29 protein-coding genes are annotated in these 24,820 nt (G+C 46.1%); 28 read left to right on the forward strand and 1 reads right to left on the reverse strand.

Features of this window, described 5'->3' with window-relative positions; translation table 11 throughout:
* Positions 1 to 62 precede the first annotated feature (62 nt).
* The 8 genes from P9B68_RS00585 to plsY all read left to right on the forward strand — a co-directional run bounded on the left by P9B68_RS00585 (position 63) and on the right by plsY (position 7,402).
* Positions 63 to 1,211, forward strand: a complete 1,149-nt coding sequence (locus P9B68_RS00585) for a D-alanyl-D-alanine carboxypeptidase family protein (protein WP_135659365.1) — start codon at positions 63 to 65, stop codon at positions 1,209 to 1,211.
* Positions 1,212 to 1,312: 101 nt separating this feature from the next.
* Positions 1,313 to 2,653, forward strand: coding sequence for a glucose-6-phosphate isomerase (locus P9B68_RS00590; RefSeq protein ID WP_135659363.1), 1,341 nt, complete (start codon positions 1,313 to 1,315; stop codon positions 2,651 to 2,653).
* 58 nt (positions 2,654 to 2,711) lie between these two features.
* Positions 2,712 to 3,128 carry a hypothetical protein gene (locus P9B68_RS00595; protein ID WP_135659361.1) on the forward strand — a complete coding sequence of 139 codons (417 nt, stop codon included), beginning with the start codon at positions 2,712 to 2,714 and terminating at the stop codon, positions 3,126 to 3,128.
* A 137-nt stretch (positions 3,129 to 3,265) separates the two neighbouring features.
* Entirely contained in the window at positions 3,266 to 3,760 is a 495-nt protein-coding gene (locus P9B68_RS00600) for a YceD family protein (RefSeq protein WP_135659359.1), read from the forward strand.
* A gap of 27 nt (positions 3,761 to 3,787) precedes the next feature.
* Positions 3,788 to 3,970, forward strand: a complete 183-nt coding sequence (rpmF, locus tag P9B68_RS00605; protein WP_135659357.1) for a 50S ribosomal protein L32 — start codon at positions 3,788 to 3,790, stop codon at positions 3,968 to 3,970.
* A 76-nt stretch (positions 3,971 to 4,046) separates the two neighbouring features.
* Entirely contained in the window at positions 4,047 to 5,363 is a 1,317-nt protein-coding gene (locus tag P9B68_RS00610; RefSeq protein ID WP_277668271.1) for a DUF512 domain-containing protein, read from the forward strand.
* A complete protein-coding gene (gene der / locus P9B68_RS00615; RefSeq protein WP_135659353.1) occupies positions 5,356 to 6,678 on the forward strand; it encodes a ribosome biogenesis GTPase Der in 1,323 nt (440 codons plus the stop codon). Before P9B68_RS00610 ends, der begins: the two co-directional genes overlap by 8 nt.
* Before the next feature lie 13 nt (positions 6,679 to 6,691).
* Positions 6,692 to 7,402, forward strand: coding sequence for a glycerol-3-phosphate 1-O-acyltransferase PlsY (gene plsY, locus P9B68_RS00620; protein WP_135659351.1), 711 nt, complete (start codon positions 6,692 to 6,694; stop codon positions 7,400 to 7,402).
* Positions 7,403 to 7,526: 124 nt separating this feature from the next.
* On the opposite strand, the gene rpmB is transcribed toward plsY, so the two are convergent.
* The gene (gene rpmB / locus P9B68_RS00625; protein ID WP_135659348.1) at positions 7,527 to 7,715 is read right to left on the reverse strand and encodes a 50S ribosomal protein L28; all 189 of its coding nucleotides are present in this window, start codon (positions 7,713 to 7,715) and stop codon (positions 7,527 to 7,529) included.
* 201 nt (positions 7,716 to 7,916) lie between these two features.
* On the opposite strand from rpmB, the gene P9B68_RS00630 reads away from it, so the two are divergent.
* The 20 genes from P9B68_RS00630 (at position 7,917) to rsmB (ending at position 24,811) form a co-directional block, all read left to right on the forward strand.
* Complete coding sequence (locus P9B68_RS00630; protein ID WP_243112979.1) at positions 7,917 to 8,609, forward strand: site-2 protease family protein; 693 nt, start codon at positions 7,917 to 7,919, stop codon at positions 8,607 to 8,609.
* A gap of 11 nt (positions 8,610 to 8,620) precedes the next feature.
* Positions 8,621 to 9,361 (forward strand): segregation and condensation protein A, encoded by a 741-nt coding sequence (locus P9B68_RS00635; protein ID WP_135659346.1) that lies wholly within the window; start codon positions 8,621 to 8,623, stop codon positions 9,359 to 9,361.
* Positions 9,331 to 9,891: an SMC-Scp complex subunit ScpB gene (scpB, locus tag P9B68_RS00640; protein ID WP_135659344.1), complete on the forward strand. Its 561-nt coding sequence runs from the start codon at positions 9,331 to 9,333 to the stop codon at positions 9,889 to 9,891. The genes P9B68_RS00635 and scpB overlap by 31 nt, the downstream gene beginning before the upstream one ends.
* Positions 9,892 to 9,914: 23 nt before the next feature.
* Positions 9,915 to 10,574 carry a DUF2953 domain-containing protein gene (locus P9B68_RS00645; RefSeq protein ID WP_277668272.1) on the forward strand — a complete coding sequence of 220 codons (660 nt, stop codon included), beginning with the start codon at positions 9,915 to 9,917 and terminating at the stop codon, positions 10,572 to 10,574.
* The gene (gene ytfJ / locus P9B68_RS00650) at positions 10,567 to 11,034 is read left to right on the forward strand and encodes a GerW family sporulation protein (RefSeq protein WP_135659340.1); all 468 of its coding nucleotides are present in this window, start codon (positions 10,567 to 10,569) and stop codon (positions 11,032 to 11,034) included. The genes P9B68_RS00645 and ytfJ overlap by 8 nt, the downstream gene beginning before the upstream one ends.
* Before the next feature lie 45 nt (positions 11,035 to 11,079).
* A complete protein-coding gene (locus P9B68_RS00655) occupies positions 11,080 to 12,228 on the forward strand; it encodes a D-alanyl-D-alanine carboxypeptidase family protein (RefSeq protein WP_407932237.1) in 1,149 nt (382 codons plus the stop codon).
* 21 nt (positions 12,229 to 12,249) lie between these two features.
* A complete protein-coding gene (locus P9B68_RS00660) occupies positions 12,250 to 12,993 on the forward strand; it encodes a pseudouridine synthase (RefSeq protein WP_135659338.1) in 744 nt (247 codons plus the stop codon).
* A 12-nt stretch (positions 12,994 to 13,005) separates the two neighbouring features.
* The gene (locus P9B68_RS00665) at positions 13,006 to 13,404 is read left to right on the forward strand and encodes a hypothetical protein (protein WP_277668274.1); all 399 of its coding nucleotides are present in this window, start codon (positions 13,006 to 13,008) and stop codon (positions 13,402 to 13,404) included.
* Positions 13,405 to 13,503: 99 nt separating this feature from the next.
* A complete protein-coding gene (locus P9B68_RS00670; protein WP_277668275.1) occupies positions 13,504 to 14,862 on the forward strand; it encodes an acyl-CoA carboxylase subunit beta in 1,359 nt (452 codons plus the stop codon).
* 45 nt (positions 14,863 to 14,907) lie between these two features.
* On the forward strand, positions 14,908 to 15,303 hold the full coding sequence (locus P9B68_RS00675) for a biotin/lipoyl-containing protein (RefSeq protein ID WP_277668276.1): 396 nt from the start codon (positions 14,908 to 14,910) through the stop codon (positions 15,301 to 15,303).
* Positions 15,304 to 15,317: 14 nt separating this feature from the next.
* On the forward strand, positions 15,318 to 16,715 hold the full coding sequence (locus tag P9B68_RS00680; RefSeq protein ID WP_277668277.1) for an oxaloacetate decarboxylase subunit alpha: 1,398 nt from the start codon (positions 15,318 to 15,320) through the stop codon (positions 16,713 to 16,715).
* Positions 16,716 to 16,870: 155 nt separating this feature from the next.
* Positions 16,871 to 17,749, forward strand: a complete 879-nt coding sequence (locus P9B68_RS00685; protein WP_277668278.1) for a YicC/YloC family endoribonuclease — start codon at positions 16,871 to 16,873, stop codon at positions 17,747 to 17,749.
* A 28-nt stretch (positions 17,750 to 17,777) separates the two neighbouring features.
* Positions 17,778 to 18,056: an extracellular matrix/biofilm regulator RemA gene (gene remA, locus P9B68_RS00690; RefSeq protein ID WP_135659328.1), complete on the forward strand. Its 279-nt coding sequence runs from the start codon at positions 17,778 to 17,780 to the stop codon at positions 18,054 to 18,056.
* Positions 18,046 to 18,657, forward strand: coding sequence for a guanylate kinase (gene gmk, locus P9B68_RS00695; RefSeq protein ID WP_135659326.1), 612 nt, complete (start codon positions 18,046 to 18,048; stop codon positions 18,655 to 18,657). Before remA ends, gmk begins: the two co-directional genes overlap by 11 nt.
* The gene (locus P9B68_RS00700; RefSeq protein ID WP_135659324.1) at positions 18,650 to 18,859 is read left to right on the forward strand and encodes a DNA-directed RNA polymerase subunit omega; all 210 of its coding nucleotides are present in this window, start codon (positions 18,650 to 18,652) and stop codon (positions 18,857 to 18,859) included. The genes gmk and P9B68_RS00700 overlap by 8 nt, the downstream gene beginning before the upstream one ends.
* 18 nt (positions 18,860 to 18,877) lie before the next feature.
* Positions 18,878 to 21,328 (forward strand): primosomal protein N', encoded by a 2,451-nt coding sequence (gene priA, locus P9B68_RS00705; protein WP_135659322.1) that lies wholly within the window; start codon positions 18,878 to 18,880, stop codon positions 21,326 to 21,328.
* Positions 21,329 to 21,343: 15 nt separating this feature from the next.
* On the forward strand, positions 21,344 to 21,817 hold the full coding sequence (gene def, locus P9B68_RS00710) for a peptide deformylase (protein WP_135659320.1): 474 nt from the start codon (positions 21,344 to 21,346) through the stop codon (positions 21,815 to 21,817).
* Between the two features lie 16 nt (positions 21,818 to 21,833).
* Positions 21,834 to 22,757, forward strand: coding sequence for a methionyl-tRNA formyltransferase (gene fmt, locus P9B68_RS00715; protein WP_135659318.1), 924 nt, complete (start codon positions 21,834 to 21,836; stop codon positions 22,755 to 22,757).
* 15 nt (positions 22,758 to 22,772) lie between these two features.
* Positions 22,773 to 23,477 (forward strand): zinc metallopeptidase, encoded by a 705-nt coding sequence (locus P9B68_RS00720; RefSeq protein WP_135659316.1) that lies wholly within the window; start codon positions 22,773 to 22,775, stop codon positions 23,475 to 23,477.
* Positions 23,477 to 24,811, forward strand: a complete 1,335-nt coding sequence (gene rsmB / locus P9B68_RS00725; RefSeq protein ID WP_277668279.1) for a 16S rRNA (cytosine(967)-C(5))-methyltransferase RsmB — start codon at positions 23,477 to 23,479, stop codon at positions 24,809 to 24,811. Before P9B68_RS00720 ends, rsmB begins: the two co-directional genes overlap by 1 nt.
* Positions 24,812 to 24,820: the final 9 nt, after the last annotated feature.

Here is a 24,820-nt window from a genome sequence, read left to right on the forward strand (position 1 = left end):
TTTTATGGATAGAAACCTCCGGTGTGGCATAAGAATTACTAAGTAAATTGGAGGTGCTGGATATGAAGTTAAAAAAATTGTCGGCATGCTTCCTCGTTGTGACGATGTTGGTTTCAATTCTGCCGGTTCGTGCGGCCGCACTGTCCGACGCAGAGGTAAAAGCCCCGTCGGCCTTGTTGATGGAGTCACAGACCGGAAAAGTTTTATATGAGAAAAATGCGCATGAAAAACGCCCGTGTGCCTCGATTACGAAAGTAATGACCCTGCTGCTTGTGATGGAAGCACTTGATTCGGGAAAAATAAAACTGACGGATATGGTATCCGCCAGCGAGCATGCTGCTTCTATGGGCGGTTCCGATATATGGCTGAAGCCCGGGGAAACCATGACGGTGGACGATATGCTGAAGGCCACAGTAATTGCCAGCGCAAATGACGCGGCGGTGGCTTTGGCCGAGTACGTCTCCGGAAGCGAGGACGAATTTTTACAGCAGATGAACCAGAAGGCAAAGCAGCTTGGAATGAACGATACCTGCTTTAAAAACTGCAATGGCCTGGACGAAGACGGGCATGTAACTTCCGCGTATGACGTTGCGGTTATGTCGCGCGAACTAATTAAGCATAAAAAAATATTTGACTATACGAAAATCTGGATCGAAAATATCCGCGGCGGGAAAACGCAGCTTGTAAATACCAATAAGCTTCTCAAAAGCTACCGGGGCATTACCGGATTGAAAACAGGCACGACCGGGAAGGCTGGAAGCTGTATTTCCGCAACCGCAGAGCGCGACAACGTCAAGCTGATTTCCGTTATTCTGGGGGCTTCCAATACGAAGGACCGGTTTTCAAGCGCCTGCACCCTGCTTGATTACGGGTTTGCAAATTGGGCAGTCACAACCCCCGCGCTGCCAAAAGAGGCTTTAAAACCTATCAATGTAATCAACGGGATGAATCCCACCGTGGAAACGACGGCTGAAACAGGCAGCAATATCTTGGTTCCGAAAGGAAAAGCAAATGATATCCAATACAGCGTAACGCTGAATGAAAATGTGACTGCTCCTGTCAAAAAAGGACAAATCGTAGGAAAGATCGTCTATAAGTTGGGGAATGAAGTTGTTAAAGAATGTCCGATTTGCGCGAAAAATTCCGTTGAGAAAATAAGCTTCGGTTCTGTATTCCGCATCTTAGCAAAATATCTTTTTAAAATGATTTAAAAATATAAAATATTTTTAAAATATAGTACCCCGCCTTGCAAATACCGTCAATATATTGTAATATAATTTTAGCGGCAGTATAACTTAGGAGGATCTATAACATGTCTATTCAGTTTGATGCAAGGCACCTTTCACGTTTTATCGGGCAAAATGAACTTACTGCTATTGCGCCGCAAGTAAAGCTTGCGCACGAAGCGCTTCATTCCGGGAACTGTGCTGGAAATGATTTTATCGGGTGGGTCGATCTGCCGACCAACTACGATAAAGAAGAATTTTCCCGTATTAAGGCGGCTGCGAAGAAAATTCAGTCAGACACCGATGTTTTTGTCGTAATAGGAATTGGCGGTTCCTATCTTGGAGCGCGCGCGGCCATTGAATTTTTAAAGTCTCAGAACTATAATTCCATGAAGAAAAATACGCCGGATATCTATTTTGCCGGCAACAGCATCAGCTCCTCCGCGTTAAGTGAGCTTTTGGAGATCTGCGAGGGCAGGAACGTTTCCGTAAACGTTATTTCGAAATCCGGTACCACCACCGAACCCGCGATTGCGTTCCGCGTATTCCGCAAATATCTGGAGGATAAATACGGCAAAGAGGAAGCGTGTAAGAGAATTTACTGTACGACCGACAAATCCCGCGGCACGTTAAAGCAACTTGCCGACAAGGAGGGATACGAAACCTTTGTTATTCCGGATAACGTAGGCGGAAGGTACTCGGTCTTAACAGCAGTCGGCCTGCTTCCGATCGCTGTCAGCGGCGCGGATATTGATGCGCTGATGGTCGGTGCGGCGAAGGCACAGAAAGAATATAACAATCCGGACTTGGCGGCAAATGCCTGCTACCAATACGCCGCTGTTCGCAATATTCTGTACCGCAAGGGAAAGGAAATCGAAATCCTTGTCAGTTATGAGCCCTGTTTTACCATGATGTGCGAATGGTGGAAGCAGCTTTACGGCGAAAGCGAGGGCAAGGATAATAAGGGACTTTTCCCGGCCTCCGCGATCTTTTCCACCGATCTGCATTCGATGGGGCAGTACATTCAGGACGGCAAGCGTTCTCTGTTCGAAACCGTCGTGCTGTTTGAGAAGGCAAAGAAAGACGTGTTCATCGAAAGCGATGCGGAAAATGCGGACGGCTTGAATTTCTTGCAGGGAAAAAGCATGGCATACATCAACGAAAAAGCATTTGAAGGTACGGTGCTGGCCCACACAGACGGCGGCGTGCCGAATATTGTCTTCCGCATTCCCGATTTTTCGGAAGAATCCCTCGGTTATCTCATATACTTCTTTGAAAAGGCTTGTGCAATTTCCGGAAGTATGCTGGGGGTAAATCCCTTTAATCAGCCTGGCGTCGAGAGCTATAAAAAGAATATGTTCGCACTTTTAGGCAAGCCCGGATATGAATCCGAGAAGGATGCATTGGAAGCAAGATTAAAGAATTAAAAAAACACAGGAGTTTTCTCCGCTGCTGCGGAAAATATTAATATAGGGGGAGCTTTATATGATTACTCTTATTGTTGGCAGAAAGGGTTCTGGCAAAACGAAGAAACTGATTGAGCGTGCAAATGAAGCGATTGAAAAATCAAACGGGAATGTTGTGGTCATTGAGAAAGGTTTGAAACTGACCTATGATATTTCTCACCAGGCGAGGCTGATTGATAGTGATGCTTATGGAATTTTGGGTACCGATGCGCTTTGCGGCTTTATCAGCGGTATTTGTGCCGGCAATTATGATGTAACGGATATCTTCGTAGACTCCACTTTAAAGATTATTGGTCAGGATATGAAAGCCCTTGTCCAGCTTACTGAAAAATTGAACACGCTTTCTTCTCTGGCGGATACAAAAATAACATTGTTGATTTCTGCGGATCAAAGCGAATTGCCGAAGGAAATCGATTCTTTTACGGAGCAAATCTGAATGTAGCTTTTGAAAAGAAGCTGCCGCAGGCATTTTGTCCTTCGGCAGCATCTTTATGAATAGGATTTCTCGCAATTTTCTATTGACAAATCATCTATAAATCTATATAATTAGCTATTGTAGCGCTGAGGTGTATTATGCTTCTCAATCTAAAAAAAGTGTTTTCTGAAGACAGCGAAAGCTGTTCATTTGATTACGGGCTGGATTTGTCGTCCACCGACATAAATGGATATTATCCGTTTGTTTCACCCGTATCTGTTAAAGGCACTATTAAGGGTCGGGATGGTTTCGCTCAGCTGAACGCCGAAGTTTCGTTTGAGTTTTCCATACCGTGCGATCGGTGTACCAAGCAGATCAACAAACATTTTCAGTACACTTTTTCGCATGTTTTGGTATTGTCCCTGGAAAACGAGGATGATATTAACTATATTCAGGTAACGGATTATACCTTGGATTTGGACGAACTTATGCGCGCGGATATCTTGCTTGAACTTCCTACAAAATTTCTGTGCTGTGAAGACTGCAAGGGCTTGTGCCCTGCTTGCGGGCAGGATTTAAACAAAGGAACCTGCAACTGTAATTTACATCAGATTGATCCTCGCTTGGAGGTTCTTAAAAAACTGATAGACTAGTCTGAGTTTTATAAGGAGGTGCTGACGATGGCGGTACCAAAGAGAAAAGTGTCGAGTGCCAGACAAAATAAAAGACGTTCAAATGTTTGGAAGATTAGTGCTCCTGCGCTGGTAAAGTGCCCGAAATGTGGTGAGTACAAAACCCCACATAGAGTATGCGGCAGTTGTGGTTACTACAACGGTAGGGAAGTTATCAAAAAGGAAGCATAAGCTTTCATTTGATTTTCCGGAAATGTAGAGAAGGAGAAATCCTTCTCTTATTTTTTTATAATATCGAGGAGTTAACATGCCAGTTAAAATTTTATCGGTAGAGAAAGACAGTCCCGCCCAAAAGGTAGGTATTCTTCCCGGGGAAACGGTAATATCTATTAATGGAAACCGGATCGACGACGTTTTGGATTATCGTTTTTATGAAACAAATAAGAACTTAACCGTGGAATTGACCGACCAGCTTCAAAATCCCCATACGGTTCATATTCGTAAGGGTGAATATGAGTCCATCGGTCTGGAATTTGAAACGTATTTGATGGACGAGCAGCGTTCCTGCAGAAATAAATGCATATTCTGCTTTATAGATCAGCTTCCAAAAGGGATGCGCAGCACGCTTTATTTCAAGGATGACGATTCCAGGCTGTCTTTCCTGTTTGGGAATTATATTACCCTTACGAATATGAATGAGTATGATATTGATCGGATTATTAAAATGCATATCACCCCGATTAATATTTCCGTACACACGACGAACCCAGAGCTTCGCGTGAAAATGATGAACAACCGGTTTGCCGGCGAATCCTTGCGGTTTATGTATAAGTTAGCCGCCGCGGGGATTAAAATAAATGCCCAGCTTGTTCTTTGCAAGGGGATTAACGACGGCGAGGAGCTGAAACGCACTCTGACGGATTTAGGGAACTTGTACCCCGAGGTGCAGAGTATAGCGGCGGTTCCAGTCGGCCTTACGAAATTCAGGGAGGGGCTTTATCCGCTGGAGTCTTACGATAAGGAATCCGCTGAACAGACGGTAAGGATTCTCGAAGAGTTTGGGGACCGGTTTGTCAAGAAATACGGGCAGCGGATTTGCTATGCGGCAGACGAGTTTTACCTGAAAGCTGAGCGCCCGATTCCTCCTGCGGAATTTTACGGTGATTTTGAACAGCTTGAGAACGGCGTAGGGCTAATTGCAAATTTAAAGCAGGAATTTGAGGATGCGCTGGCGGATTTGTCGAAACGTGAAATAAAAAGACATGTTACTTTAGTAACAGGGGTAAGTATATACAGTTTTTTGAACACTTTACTTGACGGATTAAGAATAAAATGCCATAATTTGATTTGCAATGTGGTTCCAATTGTAAATGAATTTTTTGGAGAAACCATAAATGTAACGGGTTTGGTGACCGGTGGGGACATCCTGAAACAGCTGCGGGGGAAAGATTTGGGGGATGTACTGATCATTCCCGCTGTTATGCTCCGCAGGGAAGGGGATCTTTTTCTCGATGATGTTTCCCTTGAAGATTTGAGCAAAGAGCTGAATGTGAAAATTGCGGTGTCGCCGAACGATGGATATGAGCTTTTAAATACAATTGTAGGGTGTGATGTTGTTGTCTAAACCGGTTGTTGCCATTGTTGGTAGGCCAAACGTAGGAAAATCAACACTTTTTAATAAATTAATCGGCGAACGCCTTTCTATAGTCGATGATGTGCCCGGTGTCACGAGGGATCGGATTTACGGAGAATGTGAATGGAGCGGCAGAAAGTTTTCCATAGTCGATACAGGCGGAATTGAACCCGCATCCAATGATATTATTCTGTCACAGATGCGCAGTCAGGCTCAGCTTGCGATTGACGCGGCGGATGTCATTGTTTTGGTTACCGACATCCGCACCGGCGTGGTTGCCACGGATTCGGATATTGCGGCCATGCTTTTGAAAAGCGGAAGGCCGGTTGTCCTCTGTGTGAACAAGTGCGATACGGTAGGAAGCCCGCCTCCGGAATTTTATGAGTTTTATAACCTGGGGCTGGGGGACCCCATTCCGGTTTCTTCTGTTCACGGCCATGGCACGGGGGATTTGTTGGATTTGATTGTGAAAAACCTCCCCGCCGAGGAAGATGATGAACATGAAGGCGAATTGATTAAAGTAGCCATTATCGGCAAGCCTAACGTTGGGAAATCTTCTTTGGTCAATAAGATTGCCGGGGAAGAAAGATGCATTGTTTCCGATATTGCCGGAACTACCCGGGACGCCATTGACACCACAATTGAAAACCAATACGGCTGCTTTACGTTTATCGATACCGCCGGGCTTCGAAGGAAGAGCAAAGTAGAGGATTCCATTGAAAAATACAGCGTTATACGCGCACAGATGGCGATTGAACGCGCGGATGTATGCGTTATTATGATAGACGCTTCCGTCGGCTTTACGGAGCAGGATTCAAAAGTAGCGGGGCTGGCGCACGAAGCGGGAAAGGGCTGTGTGATTGCCGTCAACAAATGGGATGTCATTGAAAAAGACGACCGCACTATGATCGAATACCGGAAAAAGCTGGAACAGGACTTTTCGTTTATGTCCTATGCGCCCATGATCTTTATTTCAGCGAAAACAGGCCAGAGGCTCGACCGCCTTTTCGACCTGATTAAGCATGTGGCAAACGCAAATTCTATGCGTATTGCTACTGGAATGCTCAATGATGTATTAGCACAGGCAGTGGCTAGGGTACAACCACCGACCGATAAGGGAAGGAGGCTGAAAATTTATTACATGACCCAGGCAACCGTAAAACCGCCTACTTTTGTGTGTTTTGTGAATTCCGCACAACTGTTTCATTTTTCCTATCAAAGATATCTGGAAAACCGGATTCGTGAAACATTTGGTTTGGAGGGAACTCCGATAAGGTTTATCATACGTGAGCGCGGAGATAAGTAAGGGGGAGTTATTAGTGTTTGGTTATGTTAAGGATTTTGCACTTCCAACCGTTATAGTGGCGATTATTTCTTATCTTTTGGGGAGTATTAGTTTTTCTATTATTTTCACCAAGTTATTTAATAAAGTAGATATTCGAACAATGGGGAGCGGTAATGCAGGTGCAACAAACGTGCTTCGTTCAGTAGGAACAAAGGCTGCAATTTTTACTTTTATCTTCGACTTTTTAAAAGGCGCGATTTCCGTAATCATTGGCAAGGCGGTTTTCGGGTATTTCTGTGACATGGCCGACGCATCGCTGATGATTGTCCAGTATGGTGCTTATATTGCTGGGATGGCCTGTGTAATCGGCCATATTTATCCCATTTATTTTGGCTTTAAGGGCGGTAAAGGAGTCCTGACGAGCGCAGCGATGATCGCTCTGATTGACTGGCGTGTTTTTATCGTCGTTATCTCAATATTTATAATTGTTTTTCTTATTACCAGAATTGTTTCATTATCTTCTATGCTAGCTGCCGGATCCTTTCCGATTGCTACCTTTCTTATTACTTATTTTTTGGATTATCGGAGCGGGAGTCTGAGTCCTGAAGTTACCCTGACTTATGTGTGGGTCACATCGGTCATAGCGCTTATCATGGCTCTTACCATCATTTATGAACATCGTTCCAACATTGAGAGAATTAAGAATGGCACAGAGAAGAAATTGACGATCAATCATAAATCATAAAAACAGGCCGTCTCAATGGGACGGCCTGTTTTTATGCAGTAAGCATGACTTTTTTACTAGGCCAGGGAATAAGAAAAAAGGAGCCGCTTCATGTGGCTCCTCTAAACTTAATGTTTTGTTTTCATTAGACAGCACGGGTAACCTTTCCGGAACGCAAGCAGCGGGTGCAGGCGTAAATACGCTTAGGAGTACCGTTCACAACTGCTTTAACACGCCGAATATTGGGTTTCCAAGTTCTGTTAGAACGTCTATGCGAATGGGATACTCTTATACCGAAAGCCATGTCCTTGCCACAAACATCACATTTTGCCATGTGTCTGCACCTCCTTTAAAAAGGACTGGTATAGAATCGCAACATTGGTATTCTATCAGAAAATCAAAATAATTGCAAGCCCTTTTCGTCATTATGTTTCATATCTTTGAAAATCTTTGAAATTATTTTTTCTTTTTATTATTGTTTTGCTTTTTTTATGGAGTCGTATTATAATATTAGCTTATAAAGGAGAATTTCGATATGCTATTTGATATGATGAGCAATATGTTAAAGGGACAGCCCCTGGACATGGCGTCCGTAGTATCACAAATACTGGCAACATTATTTGTTATTTTCTGTATCTTACCGCTGCATGAGTGCGCCCATGGCTGGGTTGCCTATAAGCTTGGCGATAAAACCGCAAAGTACAGCGGCAGGATTACGTTAAACCCGATCGTCAGCCTTGACCCGATCGGTGCATTCTTTCTTTTGATGTTTGGCTTCGGCTGGGCGAAGCCGGTGCCGGTCGATACAAGATATTTTAAAAATCCCCGCCGGGATATGGCGATTACCGCTCTTGCCGGACCAATCGCAAATTTGCTGGCTTCTTTTGTTGGCGCAGTCATTTATTTGGCTCTCTTTGTGTGGAAGGGCCTTTCAATGCCCGGATTTGTTTATGATTTCTTTACGGCCTACATCGTAATTAACGTTTCGCTGGCGGTATTCAATTTGATTCCGCTTCCGCCGCTTGACGGCTCCAAGATACTCGGCGCTTTCCTTTCCAGCAAGGCACTCTATAATTATTATCGTTACCAGAATATTATTATTATGATTGCGTTTGTTGTCTTGTTTAGCGGCATGCTTCGCGTTCCTCTCGCAATTTTACAGAATGTATGTTTGAACGGGGTCCTCTGGCTGGCTACGCTGCCATTTAAACTTTTCGGTTTGTTATAAAGTGGGGCAATATGGAAAAACTATCCTATAAATTGCCGGTATTTGAGGGACCGCTTGACTTATTGCTCTATCTGATCCGGAAAAACAAACTGGATATCTGCGATATTCAGATTTCTGAGCTTTTGGATCAGTATATGGAGCAGATAAACGCTATGAAGGAAGAGGACATGGACGTTGCAAGCGAGTTTCTGGAAATGGCCGCCCGTCTTGTTTATATGAAAACCGTTTCCCTTCTTCCCAAACATGAAGAGGGCGAAAAGCTCCGGCAAGAGTTGAGCGGGCAGCTTTTGGAATATCAGGAATGCAAACGCATTGCGGAGCTGATGGCGGAAAGGCTGAATTATGATATCTTTGTCCGCGAAGCGGCGGAAATCGAGTTTGATCAGACATACCGCCGCCACCATACGCCCATGGAAATTTATAACGCCTATTATATGGCTGTCGGGCATGGAAAACGCTTTATCCCGCCGTCGCCGGAGGTGTTCTCAAACATTGTAACGCATAAAATTGTATCCGTATCTTCCCGGATCATACATGTTCTGCGCCGCCTTTACCGTACGAATGAGGTAAGGTACAAAGAATTATTTGCGGATAAAACCGATAAATCGGATTTGATAGCGACTTTTTTAGCGGTGTTGGAACTGGTAAAAGGGAAGCGTGTGCAAATTAACGGAGAAAAGGGCAATGCAACGGTCAAATTGATTTGTGGCGGTGTAAAAAAATGGAGATTAAAAAAATACAAGGCGCAATAGAAGCGATTCTTTTTTCAAGCGGCGACCCGGTATCCATTGACAGGATTGCGGACGCTCTGGAACTGGATAAGCCAACCGTTCTGAAAATAGTGAAGAATTTAATGGATGAATTTAACCGGGAAGAAGCCGGAATTCGAATTGTACAGCTTGACGAACAATTTCAGATGTGTTCCAATCCGCAATATACACCGTTTGTCCGCCGCATTTTGGATATGCGCAGGAATACGCCGCTTTCCCAGGCAAGCATGGAAGTGCTCGCGATTGTAGCGTATAACCAGCCGGTTACCAAGGCGTTTATTGAGCAGATCCGCGGGGTGGATTGCTCCGGCGTATTGGGCAGCCTTACGGCAAAAGGGCTGATTGAGGAACGGGGCCGGCTGGAATTGCCGGGAAGGCCTCTGCTTTACGGTACGACTCCAAGTTTCTTACGCTGCTTGAACGTTTCTTCGCTCAGCGAGCTTCCTCCCCTTGAAAAAACGCAGCAGCCGGAGGAGGAAGAGAACGACCTCAAGAATGTTTCAGCCGGATAGGCAAGACCGCTGCTGGAGGCTTTATGAACGCGTTAAAGATTTTTTTTATAATCATCCTTTTCTTTGGCATCCTTCTTATCTGTCCGGTTACCGTAAAGATGCGCTTTGAAAACGAGTTTACGGCAACGATTCGGTACCTGTTTTTCCGATATAAAATTCCTGCGGAACGGGAGGCTCCCCAAAAATCCGAGGAAAAAGTTGGTAAAGAGGAAGCGGAAGAAAAAAAGGATACAAAATCAAAAATTAAGGAAATAATAAAGCAGAAGGGTTTATCCGGCTTTCTGAGTATTATCAGCGAATTTTCCTCTATAGCAACCGGAGCCGCAAAAAAGCTTTTTTCCCATCTGATCATTCAAAATATTTCCGTGGAGATTACGGTTGCAGACGAGGACGCCGCGCAGGCCGCTATTAATTACGTCTATACCTGTTCGGTCGTGTATACGGCAATGGGGATTCTGGTTGCGAATAAGAATTGCAGGCGGTATCACATTAATGTTGTTCCCGATTTTAACAGGAAAGAGAGTAGCGTACTTTTTCAATACAAAGCCCGAATAATGCTGCTTTCGATTCTAATATCTTTACTGCCTGCGCTTATGCAATCGACGAAGCTCTATAAAGCGGCAAAAGCAAACCCGAAAATTTCAAATAATTCTACAAATAAGGCGGTGCATGAGCATGAGTGAACATCCCATTGAAGGCATGATGAATACGACCTTGGAAAAGATCAAGCAAATGGTCGATATCAATTCTATTGTCGGCGATCCGATTACATCGCCGGACGGTTCTATTATTATTCCAATTTCAAAAATAAGCTACGGCTTTGCTTCCGGCGGTTCCGATTTTCCAACGAAAACGCAAAGCGAGAAGACCTTCTTCGGCGGCGGTACCGGAGCCGGTGTTTCCATCAGTCCGGTTGCTTTTATTACTATTTGCAACGGAGAAGTAAAGATGCTGCAAATTGATCCGTACAACAATACGGCGGACCGGATTATCGGTATGTTCCCCGAAGTCATGGATAAAATCGGTGGAATGTTCGGCTCGAAAAAGGGAGACGGAAAACGGTACCGGGGCTCCGAAGGCAAATGCTGCTCCAAATCCGAGTCCGAGATAAAAGATGTTAAATTGGACGATCCACAAATATAATTACTCAATATTAAAGCAACCGTCTGCATATAGATTTATAGGCAGGTGGTTGTTTTGTTAAAAAAAGCAGCAATAACTTTTTTAATCGTTTTATTCTTTCCGTTCTTTTTTCCCATGATGGCTATCGCGGATACCGCTCCGCTTCAAGTGTCGGCAAAATCCGCTATTTTAATAAATGCGGATGACGGGCGGATTCTTTATGCAAAAAATGAAAACGAACGGCGCCCGATGGCCAGCACAACAAAAATTATGACGGCGTTAATCACGCTGGAAACCGCCGCTGTGAATAATAAAGTGGTGACGATTACTGACAAAATGGTGCGGGTAGAAGGTTCTTCCATGGGGTTGCGGCCCGGCGATAAGCTGAGCTTGAGGGCTTTAGCGGAAGGGATGCTGCTTGTTTCCGGCAATGACGCCGCAAATTCCGCCGCCATTGCGATCAGCGGTTCCGATCAGGCTTTCGCTGTTTTAATGAACAAGAGGGCCAAGGAATTAAACATGACTAATACGCACTTTGTCACGCCTTCTGGCTTGGATGATGAAAACCACTATACGACGGCCAAGGACTTGGCGATTCTTGCGGCGGCCGCAATGCACAATCCGGATTTTGCCGAGATTGCCAGCCAGAAGGTAATGGCAGTTCAGTTTGTGAATCCCGATCAAACGCGCAAGCTCAAAAATCATAATAAGCTTCTGAGTATGTATGATGGCTGTATTGGCGTAAAGACCGGATTTACAAAAAAATCCGGCAGGTGTCTGGTATCGTCTGCGCAAAGGAACGGAGTAAACCTGATTGCTGTTACCCTGAATGATCCGGATGATTGGAAAGACCATCAAAAGCTTTTGGACTATGGTTTTTCAAAATTGACCGGATATAAGATTGACGACTCCTCCTATGCTGTAAAAATACCGATCGTAGGGGGGGTCGCCGACAGCGTGGTTGTGCACGGCTGCAAGGGGAATGATATCGCGGTGGAATACAGCGATGTCTCGGGTATTAAACGAACCGTGGAACTGTCTTCTTTCTTGTACGCGCCCGTGGAGGAGGGGCAAACGGTGGGTTGCATACGGTATACGCTGAATACGCAGACGCTGGCCACCACGGATCTTGTTGCGGCAGCAACGGTAGCACAGGAAAAAACGGATAAGAACATATTTCAAAAATGGATGGAATGGCTTAAGAACCTATTTTAAATAACATAGAGGATGAATAAAATGGCAAAAGACGTGCGACTGCAGAAATTGATCGCAGACTGCGGAATCGCTTCACGCAGGAAAGCGGAAGAGATGATTTCCGCCGGAGAGGTTAAAGTAAACGGGGTTACCGCGAAAATCGGCGATAAAGTTGATCCCCAAAAGGATAAAGTCAGCATTAGGGGGAAGTTTCTGGACGCGCATGTGAAGGAAGTTTATATCATGCTGCATAAGCCGCGCGGCTTCATTACCACCATGAGCGATGAAATGAACCGGAAATGCGTCGCCGAGCTGGTTAAAGATATTCCCGAGCGCGTTTATCCGGTTGGGCGTCTGGACAGGGAATCCGAAGGGCTGCTTCTCATGACAAACGACGGGGAGTTTGCAAATGCGATGACGCACCCTTCTCTTCATATTCCGAAAACCTACCGCGTAACGGTCCGGCCCGGCATAACGGAGGATCAGTTGACACAGATTGCCGTTGGGATTGTTATTGACGGTAGAAAAACAGCGCCTGCAAAGGTAAACGTAATTTCGCAGGAAGCCGGGCGCGTTGTTCTGGAAATCGTTTTATACGAGGGAAGGAACCGGCAGATTCGTAAAATGTGCGAACAGCTTGGTTTGAAAGTCGCAAGGTTGAAACGCATTGCGGTCGGTCCGGTGAAACTTGGCATGCTTCAGCCCGGAAAGTGGCGTCCGCTTACAAATGAGGAAGTAAAAAAACTGATGGCCGGTGCAAAAGAAGGCAAGTCCAGAAAAGCTTAAGGAGGAAAGCGGATGATTACCATACTGCCGCTCAAAGACAGGGAAAGGACGGAACGAATTTTACGGTCCGTCCCCGGCGCAGAAGATGACGCACGGGTTCTCGTAATGTGGGAAGGCGCGGATGAACGAGGTTATATTGTTGTGGACATGAAAGCTTCCACTATCCGTTTGCTGAAAATGGAGATATCTGGCTGCAAGGATTTTTCGCAGGCGGATGGGGACAGCCGCATGTGTGCGGACAGCCTGATGCGTGCCGCAGCTTCCTTTGGCTCAACGATTGGCGCGTATCAGATGGAGTCAAAAATTGCAGGATGGGAGCCGTTTTTTCAGTCTGCCGGCTTTGTTCTTCAGAACGGAAGTATGCTCTGTCCCCTGTCGAAATTTGTAAAGATTTGCAATTATAGTGAATAAATAAGATTATCCCTTGCCTTTCCGTTGGGAATATATTATAATTTATTTAAAATTTGAAAATTTTTTCACAAGTATTTTACCAATATTGGAGGAATAAAAATGAATAAGGTCGACAATGCTGAACTGTTGCATCGTCTGCGCGATTCGGTGGAAAGCACAACAGGGTATCAACGCATCAACGCTTTATTTGACGCAGGCAGTTTTAATGAAATAGACTGTTTTGCGAAATCCGGTGAAAACTTGGCGGAAGTAATCACAGGGTATGGTACGATTGAGGGCTGTCCGGTCTTTGTGTTTTCCCAGAACAAAGATATTGAAGGAGGAGCCATGTCCAAAGCACAGGCTTCTAAAATTAAGAAATTATATAATCTGGCTTTAAGAACAGGTACTCCAATTATTGGGATTTATGATTCCATCGGAGGGCGTTTGAAAGAGGGAAGCGATATTTTTGCCGCGTATGGGGATGTGCTTGCAAATGCGAATGAACTTTCCGGCGTTGTTCCCCAAATATCATTGATTCTAGGACCTTGCATCGGTACCTCGGCGATGATTGCCGCGAGCGCTGATTTTATTGTAATGTCTAAGAACAGCGAACTGACCATTGACACAAACGGTGAACATGGTTCGGCGGAAGAGGCGGCAAAAATGGGGATCTGCCATATCGTTTCTGAAGATGAGCAGGACGCCATTTCAACTGTACGCAAGCTGGTAACGCTCCTTCCTTCCAATAACCTGTCCGGTATTCCGGTTTTGGAAATGCAGGCTATCAGCGACGAAACGGAGTTAACGTGCGATTCCGATATGAGAACGGTTCTTACCGCTGTATGTGACGACGCCAGTTTTGTAGAACTGGGCGACCGGTTCGGAACGTCTTCCATAACCGGTTTTGCGGAAATTGATGGTTCTACAACCGGAATTGTAGCATTACAAGGGGTGCTTGATGCGGATTCCTGCACGAAAGCGGCTCGTTTTATCCGGTTCTGCGACGCATTTTCCCTGCCGATTGTGACCTTTGTCAACGCGGAGAAATTTGAATCTCTTCGTGAAGCTTCTAAGCTCTCCAGCTCTTATTCCGAAGCGACCACGGGGAAAATCACGGTTATAACCGGTTCCGCTTATGGCCCCGTTTATATTGCGGTCGCCGGCCGCGGAGCGAATTCGGATTACACGATGGCGTGGCCCAATTCGGTGGTTTCCCCGCTTGCGCCGGAAACAGCAGCAATCTTTCTTTGGAACGACCGCCTTGCCAATTCTGCCAATCCGGTGGAAGACCGTAAAAAGCTGATTGAAGAATATAAAGAAACGGAAGCCTCTCCGTTTGCTGTTGCTGCAGATGGATACATTGAGGATATTGTTCATCCGAAAGATACAAGGATTCGCGTTATCGCAAACCTGCAGATGCTCGCGGAAAAAAGAGTTTCCGGCCTTTCCAAAAAACATAGTAATATTCAAATATAGATTCTATTACTCATAGAATTCTGCATATTTTAGGAGGTCAACGAAATGAAGAACCTTAAAATAACCGTTAACGGCACAGTGTATGATGTTCAGGTAGAGGAAGTTGGAAATACCCCACCTGCTTCCATATCTACCGCGCCCGCAGTCGTACCGCAACCTGCTGTTGCACCCACGCCCGCCCCGGCTCCTGTGAAAGCACCGGCAGCAAAGGCGGATGTTCCGGCAGACGCAGAGTTAATATCTTGCCCAATGCCAGGTACCATTGTATCGGTCAATGTTACCCCCGGGCAAAGCGTTAAGAAAAATGACGTCCTGCTCATATTGGAGGCAATGAAGATGGAGAATGAAATTATGGCTCCGCATGATGCGACCGTCGCAGCCGTACATGTAAACAAAGGGGACAGCGTCGACTCCGGCGCTCCTCTTGTTTCCCTCCATTAAGGAGGTAAATTAAGATGAAGAAAATTGGTATTACTGAAACCGTTCTGCGTGACGCGCACCAGTCTTTAATTGCCACCAGAATGCCGATTGAGGACATGCTACCGATACTTAACAAACTAGACCGGGTCGGTTATTACTCGCTTGAATGCTGGGGTGGAGCGACTTTTGACGCCTGTCTTCGTTTTTTAAATGAGGATCCATGGGAGCGGCTCCGGGTCATCCGAAAGAATTGCCCGAATACGAAGCTGCAAATGCTTTTCAGAGGGCAGAATATGCTGGGTTACCGCCATTATGCGGATGATGTTCTGGAATACTTTGTCCAGCGCTCCGTTGCAAACGGAATTGATATTATCCGGATTTTTGACGCGCTGAACGATCTTAAGAACCTGAAAGTTGCCATTAAAGCCGCGAAAAAAGAGGGCGCGCACGCGCAGGTAGCGATATCCTATACGACAGGTCCTGTTTTTACGCATGAGTATTATGTGGATTACGCGAAGCGGATTGAAGAAACCGGAGCGGATTCCATCTGTATTAAAGATATGGCCGCGCTTTTAACGCCGTATGAAACATATGACATTGTAAAGGCAATCAAAGCCGCCGTAAAAATTCCGGTGCAGCTTCACACGCACTACACCTCCGGGTTGGCCTCCATGTGCGAACTGAAAGCGGTCGAAGCGGGCGTTGATATGCTGGATACGGCAATGTCCCCCTTGGCGCTTGGCACGTCCCATACTCCGACGGAGTCCATCGTGGCGGCGCTGAAAGGTACGGATTACGACACCGGTTTGGATTTGGTCCTTTTAAACGAAATTCGTGAATACTTTATGACCTTACGGGAGAAATACATTAAGAGTGGGCTGCTTGACCCCAAAATGCTTGCGGTTAACACCAAGGCTTTGATCTATCAGGTGCCGGGCGGAATGCTTTCCAACCTGCTTTCGCAGCTGAAACAGGCGGGGAAGGCAGACAAACTGGAGGAAGTTATGCAGGAGGTTCCCCGTGTGCGCAAGGATGCTGGATATCCTCCGCTGGTAACCCCAACCTCGCAGATTGTCGGTACGCAGGCTGTTTATAATGTCATAACCGGCGAGCGTTATAAAATGTGCACGAACGAGTTCAAGGATTTGATCGCCGGAAAGTACGGAACCACACCCTTGCCGGTTGATGAAGAATTTGCAAAGAAGATTATCGGCGATACGGAAAGAATCACCTGCCGCCCGGCGGATTTGCTCGAACCGGAGCTGGAATCCCTGCGAAAGGAATGTGCGCAGTGGATTGAGCAGGAGGAAGATGTTCTGTCCTACGCGCAGTTCCCGAAGGTAGCGACGGACTTCTTTAAAAAACGTGCGGAAAAGAAATACGGAATTGACGGGAAACACGCCGACGCAGAAGAAAAGATTCATCCTGTCTAAATAATGATGATTGTCAATTCAGCCTCAGTACTGGGGCTGAATTGTTTTGCTCTGGTTGACAATAACAGCAGGAAACTGTTAAAATAATAAAATAATATGCTTTGTTTGATTCCGAACAATTCCGTATGATTTTAAAGTGAATTGAGATGAAATGCATGATTAGAAGCATGACCGGTTTTGGCAGATGCGAAAAAATGGTGAACGGGCGGAATATTATTGTTGAAATCAAATCCGTCAATCACCGGTATTTTGAATTTACTTCCCGCATAACCCGCGGATACGGTTTTTTAGACGATAAATTGAAATCCTATCTGCAAAGCAAGATTTCCAGAGGAAAGATTGATGTATTTGTATCGGTTGAAACGTTAGAAGACACGGATGCTCAGGTTCTTATCAATCATTCCTTAGCCGCCGGATATGTTAACGCCTTGCGCGAACTTTCCGAGCGCTACAATTTGAAAGATGATATTTCCGTAAACACTATTTCGCGATATTCTGATATTTTTACCATTCATAAAGCGCCGGATGACGAGGCGATGATTTGGGACGCCGTTCGAATGGTAACGGACGAGGCGTTGCAGGCCTTCATTGCCATGAGGGAAACCGAGGGCGCCCGTTTAAAAACGGACGTGTTGCAACGCGCGCAAACCATTTTGGAAATTGTGGGCAAAATTGAGCAACGTTCTCCTCAAACAGTAAAAGAATATCAACAAAAGCTTTTTCAAAAGCTGAAGGAGATGCTCGGCGACTCTAATATAGACGAACAGAGGATTTTGACCGAGGCGGCGATCTTTGCGGATAAAGTGGCAGTTTCAGAGGAAACCGTACGGTTGCGCAGCCATTTTGACCAGTTTGCCAATATGTTAAAATCCGATGAGGCGGTTGGACGGAAGCTGGATTTTATTGTTCAAGAAATGAATCGTGAAGCAAATACGATCGGTTCCAAATGTGTTGATGCGCAGATCGCCCATATGGTTGTGAATATTAAGGCAGAGATTGAAAAAATTCGTGAACAAATACAAAATATCGAATGATTGATGTGGCAATCGTAAGGAGTATTTTATGAAGCTTATAAATATTGGCTTTGGCAATATGGTTTCCGCAAATCGTCTTGTGGCAATTGTAAGCCCGGAATCCGCCCCAATTAAACGCGTTATTCAGGATGCAAAAGAAAGGGGTACCTTGATCGACGCGACTTACGGGCGCCGTACCAGAGCGGTTATTATTACGGACAGCGACCATGTAATCCTGTCGGCCGTACAGCCGGAAACGGTAGCCAACCGCCTGAACGACCGCGAAGAGGATTTGACCGAGGAGGAACTGGAAGAAGATGAAGAGTAAAGGTCTTCTGATTGTTTTTTCCGGCCCGTCCGGGGTTGGGAAGGACACGGTACTGAAACATTTGCTGGAGAAAGACCCCAATATCCGTCTTTCCGTATCCGCGACAACACGTCCTCCAAGGGAGGGTGAAATCGATGGAAAGGATTATTATTTTTTAACGAAGGAAAAATTCCAGGAGATGGCGGAAAACGGCGAGATGCTCGAAAGTGCCGGGTACTGCGGAAATTTTTACGGAACCCCAAAAAAACCAATTGAGAAATGGCTTTCAGAAGGCTTGGATGTGGTATTGGAAATTGAAGTGCAGGGCGGGGCGCAGGTTCAAAGCAAGTGCCCGGACTGTGTCGGTATCTTCATTTTGCCTCCATCGCTGAAGGTTCTTGAAAACCGCTTGAGAAACCGCCGTACGGATAGCGACGACGTTATTCAGAAGCGGCTTATGGTTGCGCGGGATGAAATATTACAAGCCGTCCATTATGATTACGCCGTTATAAATGATACGGTGGAACAGGCAGCGGAGGAAATCATTCATATCCTTCATGCCGAAAAGCATAAAGTGCAGCGTGATAATAATTTAATTGAAAGGATCTTAAACCATGCTTAAACCATCTGCAGATCTTATTATAGGACCCGATCAAAGCCGGTACTCCCTTGTGGTTGCCGTATCGAAAAGGGCGAGGGAAATCGCTTCCGAAGCGGAAGAAAAAGGGGAAATATTAACAGAAAAGCCGGTGGATCTGGCTGTTCATGAGCTTATGGAACATAAATATATTGTTGTTGAACCAAAGCAAGAGGCATCGGAATAAAATCTTTGAGGTTAAAACATGTCCGAATTTACCGTTGCAAAAGTTGCGGTTGAGAAAACCGTTTATCATTTTGACAAGGCTTTCGACTATTGCGTTCCGGAAACACTGTTGGCGGATGCAAAGCCGGGCTGCCGCGTCATCGTTCCATTCGGCGGAGCCAACAGCAAACGTCAGGGGATTATTCTTGCGATTACTGAACAAAAGGTTGCAGATTGCTTAAAACCTATTCTGGCGGTGCTTGACAAGGCGCCGCTTCTTTCAAATGAAGGCTTGCAGCTGGTTTCTTGGATGAAGGAACATTATTTTTGCACTCTGTTTGATGCGGTTAAGCTTCTTTTGCCCGCTGGCTTGAATTTAAAAATCCGAACGGAATACTCTTTGGCTGTAAATTCGGACACGCTTTTCATGGAAGATTTCAGCGAGTCGGAGAAGCAGGTCATTCGCTATTTAGCGCATGCCAGAACTTCTGTTGACCGGGACAAGTTGCTTTCTGCAATGGGTTTTTCCGACGATTCCGTATTGCAAAAGCTTTGCAGCGCGAATGTGCTGGTCAAAAGCAGCGGAGCGGTACGCCGGATTGGAGACGCGGCGCAGAAGATGGTGCGCTTAACCGATCTTTCGTATCTGCCGAAGCTTACAAAGAAACAGAAAAATGTATACGATCTTCTTTGCGAAGCCGGCAGTGCTTCCCTGAAAGAGCTTTGCTATTTTGCTGGGGTGACCCCCGTGGTGGTAAATACGCTTGCGACAAAGGGCATTGTGCAGTATTTTGAAATGGAAGTTTACCGGAACCCTTATGAGCATATTTCGGGAAACGGAGATGCTGAGGATATCGTGCTTTCTTCCGAGCAGCAGAAGGCCTTCGAGAATCTCTATCAGCAATACCGGTCAGGAAAGGGCGGCGTTTCCCTTCTTTACGGAGTAACCGGAAGCGGAAAGACATCCGTGTTTATGCGGCTGATTGACGAAGTAAAGGGAGAAGGCCGCGGGATTATCGTTATGGTGCCGGAAATTTCACTCACTCCCCAGACTGTCGCCCTGTTCCACCAAAGGTACGGCCGTAGCGTAGCCGTTTTTCATAGTGGGCTTTCGCTGGGCGAGCGTTTGGATGAATGGAAAAGAGTAAAGAACGGGGAAGCGCAAATTGCTGTCGGTACCCGTTCCGCTGTTTTTGCCCCTTTTCAGGATCTCGGTATTATTATTGTGGATGAGGAACAGGAATACACTTATAAATCGGAATCCTCCCCACGCTACCATGCGCGCGAAGTTGCAAAATTCCGCTGCGCATATCATAAAGCGCTTCTTGTTTTGTCATCCGCAACCCCTTCCATCGAGAGCTATTACCTTGCGCAAAACGGGCGATACAGCTTGAATACGCTTTCCACCCGCTTCGGCTGTGCAGAGCTGCCGGAAGTGACGGTGGTTGATATGAATAGGGAATTGGAAAATGGGAACGATACGATTTTAAGCGCGGAATTATTTTCCGCTTTAAACGATAACTTGAAAAACGGAAAGCAGTCGATTCTCTTGCTGAACCGAAGAGGGTTCCATACCTTTGTTTCCTGTAAAAAATGCGGACAGGTTGTTACTTGCCCGCATTGCAGTATCTCTCTTACATACCACTCCGCCAATAAACGTCTGATGTGCCATTACTGCGGTTATTCTATTCCGTTTACCAAGGAATGCCCGCAGTGCCACGAGAATCAGGTTTACTATACGGGCTGGGGGACGCAGCGCGCCGAACAGCAATTACAGGAGCTCTTGCCGGATGCGCGTATTTTGCGGCTGGACACCGATTCCACCATGACGCGCTTCGCTTACGAAAGAAAACTCCGGCTTTTTGCACAGGGTGAATACGATATCATTGTGGGAACGCAGATGGTGGCGAAGGGGCTTGATTTTGAAAACGTTACGCTGGTCGGTGTTCTTTCCGCCGACCAGACATTATACAGCGATGATTTCCGCAGCTATGAACGCGCGTTTGATCTTATAACGCAGGTTGTCGGCCGATCCGGCCGGGGCAAGTTTGCCGGAAGGGCGATCATTCAGACATTTACCCCGGAAAATTCTATTTTGCGGCTTGCCGCGCGGCAGGATTATCAGGAGTTTTACAAGGGCGAAATTGCTATCCGGAAAGCGATGCTTTACCCTCCTTATTCCGATATCTGCGTTATTGGTTTTGTGGGAAATATGCAGGATCAGGTACATAAAGCCAGCAAAACTTTTTTAAGCAACCTTGCATTTCTGGCAAAAAGCGAATACCCCGAACAGCCGCTGAGGGTATTAAATCCGGCACCCGCATTAATCGGTAAGGTAAATAATAAATATAGATATAAATTAATCATTAAATGCCGCAATAACGCAAAATTACGGGAAATGATTTCCCGTCTGCTGATTCAGTTTTCAGAAAACCGTGAATATAAATCCGTTACCGTTTTTGCTGATATGAATCCGAATAGCATTCTATAAAATGGAGGTATAATTATGGCAATTCGAAACATTATAAAAGAAGGAGACCCTTTTCTAAATAAAGTCAGCCATCCTGTTGAGAAATTTGACAAGAAGCTGGTGCAGCTGTTGGATGACCTGCAGGAAACCATGCATGACGCGGACGGCGTCGGGCTGGCGGCGCCGCAGGTAGGAATCCTGCGCCGCGCCGTTGTGGTCGATATCGGCGAGGGCCCAATTGAGCTGATTAATCCAGTTTTTCTTGAACAAAGTGGAGAACAGGAACCCTTAGAAGGATGCCTTTCCGCCCCCGGGCAATACGGAATTACCAAGCGCCCAATGCACGTGAAGGTACGGGCGCAGAATAGAAAAGGCGAGTTTTTTGAAATAGAAGGCGAAAAATTGCTGGCTACGGTTTTCTGCCATGAAATCGACCATCTCGACGGTATCCTTTTTAAATCCCATGTAATCCATATGCTTAGTGAAGAAGAATTAGCGAACTTAAAATAATGAATTGGGTGATTCAATGCGTATCATTTTTATGGGTACACCGGATTTTGCCGTGCCGTGCCTGCAATCCATCATAGAAAAGCATACGGTCTGCGCGGTCTTTACACAGCCGGATAAGCCGAAGGGCAGGGGCTATGCACTAACCCCGCCGCCGGTGAAAGTGCTTTCGCAGGAAAAAAACATTCCTGTTTACCAGCCGAAAACCCTGCGCACAGAGGAAGCGGCACAATTGATTAGGGACCTTCATCCGGATGCGATTGTTGTCGTCGCCTACGGGAAAATTCTGCCCAAAGAGATCCTTGCGGTTCCGCCTTACGGCTGCATTAATGTGCACGCTTCCCTTCTTCCGAAGTACCGCGGGGCGGCGCCGATTCAGTGGGCGGTCATCAACGGAGAAAAGGAAACCGGCGTTACAACCATGTATATGGCGGAAGGGCTGGATACCGGCGATATGCTGTTAAAGGAAAAAATAGAAATCGGATCGGAGGAAACGGCAGGGGAACTGCACGACCGGCTTTCCCAGCTCGGTGCGGAGTTGATTATAAAGACGCTCGAGGGAATTGAAAAAGGCGCCATACAGCGAATCCCACAGGGAGATTCGGAAACCTGCTATGCTTCTATGCTGACAAAAGAGCTTTCCCATATCGACTGGAACAAACCGGCGCAGGAAATTCATAATTTGGTGCGGGGCCTGTCCCCGTGGCCGGTTGCGGATACGACTTTCCACGGCAAGCTTTTGAAGATATACAAAACCAAAATTGTGGATGGCTATTCGGGAGAAGCAGGGCATCCGGTAAACGCGAACGGCGTGTTTATTGTTTGTTGCGGAGGCAATACGGCGCTGGAATTGCTGGAAGTCCAATATGAAGGCAAAAAAAGAATGAGCGGAAAGGATTTTCTGCGCGGGCATCCGATTGGAGAAGAAAAGATTTTACGATAAACGAGGTGTTTTTCAATGGGATTCTATTATTTTGACTATACATATTTCATATTTATTCTTCCGGCTCTGATCATCACTATGTATGCTCAGTTTAAAGTACAGTTCACATTTGAGAAGTATTCCCGCATCTTGACAATCCGGAACATGACTGGCGCGCAGGCGGCAGACAGCGTCGCGCGGTTCGGCGGTGCTGCCGGTGTGCAGATACAGCGCATCCAGGGCAGACTTACGGACAATTTTGACCCGCGCGATAACACAATCCGTCTATCTGACGATGTTTATTCGTCCACAAGCATTGCTTCTGTGGGCGTGGCAGCACATGAGGCCGGTCACGCGATTCAGCACGCGCAGGGCTATTTTCCCAATAAAGTTCGTACAGTTCTGGTTCCGATAACAAATTTCGGCTCCAGTTTGGGGATGCCGCTCGTGATTATCGGCCTGATTCTGCCGGTGAGGTATAGTTTTGTCGTGTATCTGGGTATTGCCCTCTTCGGGCTGGCTGTGCTGTTTCAACTGGTAACCCTGCCGGTTGAATTCAACGCAAGCATACGCGCAATCCGCGCGCTGGACGAAGCGGGGATTCTGTACCCCGATGAGCTTGAAGGCGCAAAAAAAGTATTGAAAGCTGCTGCGATGACTTATCTGGCGGCCAGTTTTGCCGCGATCATGTCCCTTTTAAGATTGGTTGTCCTTGCGGGGAACAGACGGGGTAGGGATTAATGAATAACGCAAGGTCCGCGGCGCTTGCGGCGTTGCTGCATGTAAACGTTGACGAAGGCTATTCCAACATTGTTCTTGATAAAACGCTGGAAGCCTATTCACTAGATCAACGGGACAAAGCGCTGGCGTCCGCTATTTTTTACGGTGTTCTGGAGCGCAGGTTGACGCTCGATTATATTCTAAATCAATTTTCAAAAACTCCTGTTTCGAAAATGTCGCCGGTTGTGCTTGAAATCCTTCGGATGGGCGCGTTTCAGATTCTTTATCTTGAAAAAATTCCAAATTCTGCGGCGGTAAACGAGTCAGTAAATCTAGCAAAGGCCAACAAGGCCGCAAAAGCTTCCGGTTTTATTAATGCGGTTCTGCGTTCCCTCATTCGGAACATCGACCAGATAAAAATGCCGGATGCTCAAACGGAACCGCGAACGGCTCTAAGCATTCAATACTCCTGTCCGGAATGGATTATCCGACTTTGGGAGGAAGCCTACGGGCACGATTGCATGACCGGTCTGCTGCGAAGCGCCTTTCAGAAGCCGCCTATATTCGCAAAAGTGAATAATCTTTCCATATCCGAGGAAAACTTAATTGCAAGACTGGAACAGGAAGGGATCAAAGCAAAAGCTGTACCATGGTTTATTAACGCACTAGAACTGGAACATACCGGTTCAATCGGTAGTTGCAAAAGCTTTCGGGAAGGACTGTTTCATATACAGGATCTTTCCTCGCAGCTTTGCTGTTTTTTGTTTGACCCGAAACCGGGTGAAAGAGTGATCGATGTGTGCTCCGCGCCCGGCGGCAAAGCATTTACAATTGCTGAAATGATGGAGGATCAGGGCAAGCTTCTCGCTTTTGACCAATACAAAGGAAAAGTGCAGTTAATCCGGCAGGGTGCGGAACGCTTAAAGCTGACGATTATCCAGGCTGCGGTCCGGGACGCATCTAACCCGAAAATGGAACTTTCTCCTGCCGACAGGGTGCTTTGCGACGTTCCATGCTCCGGATTGGGAATTATCCGCCGCAAGCCGGAAATTAAATATAAATCGAAGCAAGCTATTGACAGTTTGCCTGATTTGCAGTACGGTATTCTGTGTAAATCTTCAAAACTGGTAAAGGACAATGGAATATTGTTTTATTCTACCTGTACTTTAAACCCAAGAGAGAATTTCGAAGTAACAAATAGATTTATAAATAACCACGACGATTTCGAACCGTTGCCGCTTCATTTGCCCGCCACGATTCAGCATTCTGTGGATGAACCGGCAAACCAGCTTACACTGATGCCGCATTTTCATGGTACTGACGGCTTTTTTATTGCGGCTTTTCGAAAAAAATAGGAGTGAATG

The organism is Caproiciproducens galactitolivorans (genome assembly GCF_029266045.1).
In the GTDB taxonomy this organism is placed as follows: domain Bacteria; phylum Bacillota; class Clostridia; order Oscillospirales; family Acutalibacteraceae; genus Caproiciproducens; species Caproiciproducens galactitolivorans.

What these genes read in the sequence shown, in the direction of transcription:
- ytfJ (WP_135659340.1), top strand. Translation starts at nt 10,567, where the DNA reads ATGAGTGAACATCCCATTGAAGGCATGATGAATACGACCTTGGAAAAG.
- P9B68_RS00630 (WP_243112979.1), top strand. Translation starts at nt 7,917, where the DNA reads ATGCTATTTGATATGATGAGCAATATGTTAAAGGGACAGCCCCTGGAC.
- P9B68_RS00645 (WP_277668272.1), top strand. Translation starts at nt 9,915, where the DNA reads ATGAACGCGTTAAAGATTTTTTTTATAATCATCCTTTTCTTTGGCATC.
- P9B68_RS00610 (WP_277668271.1), top strand. Translation starts at nt 4,047, where the DNA reads ATGCCAGTTAAAATTTTATCGGTAGAGAAAGACAGTCCCGCCCAAAAG.
- rpmB (WP_135659348.1), bottom strand. Translation starts at nt 7,715, where the DNA reads ATGGCAAAATGTGATGTTTGTGGCAAGGACATGGCTTTCGGTATAAGA.
- fmt (WP_135659318.1), top strand. Translation starts at nt 21,834, where the DNA reads ATGCGTATCATTTTTATGGGTACACCGGATTTTGCCGTGCCGTGCCTG.
- P9B68_RS00590 (WP_135659363.1), top strand. Translation starts at nt 1,313, where the DNA reads ATGTCTATTCAGTTTGATGCAAGGCACCTTTCACGTTTTATCGGGCAA.
- P9B68_RS00680 (WP_277668277.1), top strand. Translation starts at nt 15,318, where the DNA reads ATGAAGAAAATTGGTATTACTGAAACCGTTCTGCGTGACGCGCACCAG.
- P9B68_RS00600 (WP_135659359.1), top strand. Translation starts at nt 3,266, where the DNA reads ATGCTTCTCAATCTAAAAAAAGTGTTTTCTGAAGACAGCGAAAGCTGT.
- P9B68_RS00720 (WP_135659316.1), top strand. Translation starts at nt 22,773, where the DNA reads ATGGGATTCTATTATTTTGACTATACATATTTCATATTTATTCTTCCG.
- P9B68_RS00700 (WP_135659324.1), top strand. Translation starts at nt 18,650, where the DNA reads ATGCTTAAACCATCTGCAGATCTTATTATAGGACCCGATCAAAGCCGG.
- P9B68_RS00595 (WP_135659361.1), top strand. Translation starts at nt 2,712, where the DNA reads ATGATTACTCTTATTGTTGGCAGAAAGGGTTCTGGCAAAACGAAGAAA.
- scpB (WP_135659344.1), top strand. Translation starts at nt 9,331, where the DNA reads ATGGAGATTAAAAAAATACAAGGCGCAATAGAAGCGATTCTTTTTTCA.
- rsmB (WP_277668279.1), top strand. Translation starts at nt 23,477, where the DNA reads ATGAATAACGCAAGGTCCGCGGCGCTTGCGGCGTTGCTGCATGTAAAC.
- gmk (WP_135659326.1), top strand. Translation starts at nt 18,046, where the DNA reads ATGAAGAGTAAAGGTCTTCTGATTGTTTTTTCCGGCCCGTCCGGGGTT.
- P9B68_RS00665 (WP_277668274.1), top strand. Translation starts at nt 13,006, where the DNA reads ATGATTACCATACTGCCGCTCAAAGACAGGGAAAGGACGGAACGAATT.
- P9B68_RS00660 (WP_135659338.1), top strand. Translation starts at nt 12,250, where the DNA reads ATGGCAAAAGACGTGCGACTGCAGAAATTGATCGCAGACTGCGGAATC.
- priA (WP_135659322.1), top strand. Translation starts at nt 18,878, where the DNA reads ATGTCCGAATTTACCGTTGCAAAAGTTGCGGTTGAGAAAACCGTTTAT.
- P9B68_RS00585 (WP_135659365.1), top strand. Translation starts at nt 63, where the DNA reads ATGAAGTTAAAAAAATTGTCGGCATGCTTCCTCGTTGTGACGATGTTG.
- rpmF (WP_135659357.1), top strand. Translation starts at nt 3,788, where the DNA reads ATGGCGGTACCAAAGAGAAAAGTGTCGAGTGCCAGACAAAATAAAAGA.
- P9B68_RS00675 (WP_277668276.1), top strand. Translation starts at nt 14,908, where the DNA reads ATGAAGAACCTTAAAATAACCGTTAACGGCACAGTGTATGATGTTCAG.
- remA (WP_135659328.1), top strand. Translation starts at nt 17,778, where the DNA reads ATGAAGCTTATAAATATTGGCTTTGGCAATATGGTTTCCGCAAATCGT.
- P9B68_RS00685 (WP_277668278.1), top strand. Translation starts at nt 16,871, where the DNA reads ATGATTAGAAGCATGACCGGTTTTGGCAGATGCGAAAAAATGGTGAAC.
- def (WP_135659320.1), top strand. Translation starts at nt 21,344, where the DNA reads ATGGCAATTCGAAACATTATAAAAGAAGGAGACCCTTTTCTAAATAAA.
- P9B68_RS00635 (WP_135659346.1), top strand. Translation starts at nt 8,621, where the DNA reads ATGGAAAAACTATCCTATAAATTGCCGGTATTTGAGGGACCGCTTGAC.
- P9B68_RS00670 (WP_277668275.1), top strand. Translation starts at nt 13,504, where the DNA reads ATGAATAAGGTCGACAATGCTGAACTGTTGCATCGTCTGCGCGATTCG.